This is a genomic window from Pseudocitrobacter sp. 2023LY-00077, assembly GCF_055796175.1.
On record NZ_JBSPEI010000055.1, the window covers coordinates 1 to 1861 of the forward strand.

The following is a 1861-nucleotide window of genomic DNA, read 5'->3' on the forward strand; positions in this document are numbered from 1 at the left end:
CTTCGTTTAGGAGCAGGCGCACCGGCAATCGGTATTCCGTTCTTTTGGCCGTCGTCGGCAATGCCAAATACAGTGATGGATGAATGGGCAGATATGGTGTTTCTGAAACCAAACGGAGCATCGTTCTCTGCTGCCACGTATCCCAAACTGGCGAAGATCTGGACGGGTCTGGTTATCCCGGATATGCGCGGTGAATTTCCCCGCATATGGGATGATGGTCGAGGTGTTGATAGCGGCCGCGCACTCCTCAGTGCTCAGGGAGATGCGATGCAACGAATGACAGGTTCATTATCAAATGTAGTATATTCCGTAGTTCAGTCAGCCTCAGATATTACTGGTGTTTTTAGTGCCGTTGCAGGTACACCCAACCTGGTTCAGGCCTACTCTAATGCTGGAGCACTGAGATATATGCTTATTGACTTTGATTCCCAACGAGTGGTGAGAACAGCTACAGAAACCCGCTCACGTAATATTTCTTTTAACTTTCTCGTAAGGGCAAAATAATGAAACCAGTATTTGATGATGATGGTCTGGCAATTCAGGCGGGAGACATTCGCTGTTTTTACTTCGATGAATTGACTGGGGAATATACCGGATGGTCTGACGAATATATCAATATTGGTGTGAGCATGCCTGGGCATTCCACTGATATCGAACCAGGTGATGAGGTGCCAGGCATGGTTGCCGTATTTTACGATGATGCGTGGAAGCAGAAGGAAGACCACCGCCGCGAAACCGTGTTTTCTACTGCTGATGGTAGCCGTGTAACCATTGATTACATCGGTGAAATCAGAGAGGGATTCACGACATCTGAACCAGGCACACCATACGATAAATGGGATGGAAGCCAGTGGGTGACTGATACTGACGCACAACATGCTGCCGTTGTTGCGGAGGCAGAAGCCAAGCAGTCAGCACTACGTTCCATAGCCGATATTGAAATTGAGTGGCGACAGGATGCTGTTGATGTTGGCATCGCAACGGAAGAAGAAACCGCCGCGCTTATTGAATGGAAAAAATACCGGGTACTGCTGATGCGTGTTGATACAGCAGACCCGGAATGGCCTACGCCGCCGGAGCAGCAGGCCAGTTAATATCTGGTGCGCTGGATGTGTCTACAGCTTCCAGCGCATCAAGATAATCCAGCCATTGGTTATATTGCTCTTTCTCCGTGTCTTTTAGTCGGCCTAATGCCGCTTTGCCTGGCCATTGCTTACCGTTTATGTAGTCGTTGGCCTGACTAATCAGTACACTTTTCTGCGCTTCGGCCGCCACTACTTCCTCCTCATATGTGGGAGGCGGGATCTCTCCCCATTCAGGTAAACCATCAGAGCCTGCCACACGAACCAATCCCTCCAGAGTTCGGTCGATATTGAACTCATCAAATTGTTCATCTGTTACATCCACCAGATCGTCCAGTTTCCAGCCTGCTGCTTCGTACCCAGGAACGGCACTTTCAACAAAAAATAAATTGAGTGATGGGCTGTATTTGTAAGTCATTATTTTTACCTTCCGATTGCCAGATAATGAACAGAGTTAGAGCTTGAAACAATTGAACCTGACCCGGTGTAAGCCTGGTTAATAAACTCGAACCCGCTCTTCGTCAAAGTCCCGAATTTTGTTTGGGGAGAATATAAGACCACCTCACCACTTGGTGACTGAACAGCCCCAAACACAAGAATCGAAGCCTCGGTTGGGAATGGCGTTGAAAATGTTTTAGCTCCAGCGCCAGACACAGAGCCAAATCGAAACTTAACCAGTGGCGTGTCAATGAGGCCAACTCCGAACGTCCAGGAGGACATATCTGGTATCTGATTCGCACCAGTTCCCACGTTCCGTTTTGCGGCCTCTCCCAAACGAA

General features: G+C 48.7%; 2 protein-coding genes and 2 pseudogenes. 2 read left to right on the top strand and 2 right to left on the bottom strand.

Features of this window, described 5'->3' with window-relative positions; all coding sequences use genetic code 11:
* Both ACWWFX_RS25225 and ACWWFX_RS25230 read left to right on the top strand, forming a co-directional pair.
* A pseudogene (locus ACWWFX_RS25225) lies at positions 1-504 on the top strand (phage tail protein); the annotation flags it as partial.
* Positions 504-1094, top strand: a complete 591-nt coding sequence (locus ACWWFX_RS25230) for a tail fiber assembly protein (RefSeq protein WP_473225101.1) — start codon at positions 504-506, stop codon at positions 1092-1094. The pseudogene ACWWFX_RS25225 and the gene ACWWFX_RS25230, both read left to right, overlap by 1 nt.
* On the opposite strand, the gene ACWWFX_RS25235 is transcribed toward ACWWFX_RS25230, so the two are convergent.
* Both ACWWFX_RS25235 and ACWWFX_RS25240 read right to left on the bottom strand, forming a co-directional pair.
* Positions 1066-1500 carry a tail fiber assembly protein gene (locus ACWWFX_RS25235; RefSeq protein ID WP_473225102.1) on the bottom strand — a complete coding sequence of 145 codons (435 nt, stop codon included), beginning with the start codon at positions 1498-1500 and terminating at the stop codon, positions 1066-1068. The two genes, ACWWFX_RS25230 and ACWWFX_RS25235, sit on opposite strands and share 29 nt — an antisense overlap.
* Before the next feature lie 5 nt (positions 1501-1505).
* Positions 1506-1861, bottom strand: a pseudogene (locus ACWWFX_RS25240) (phage tail protein); the annotation flags it as partial.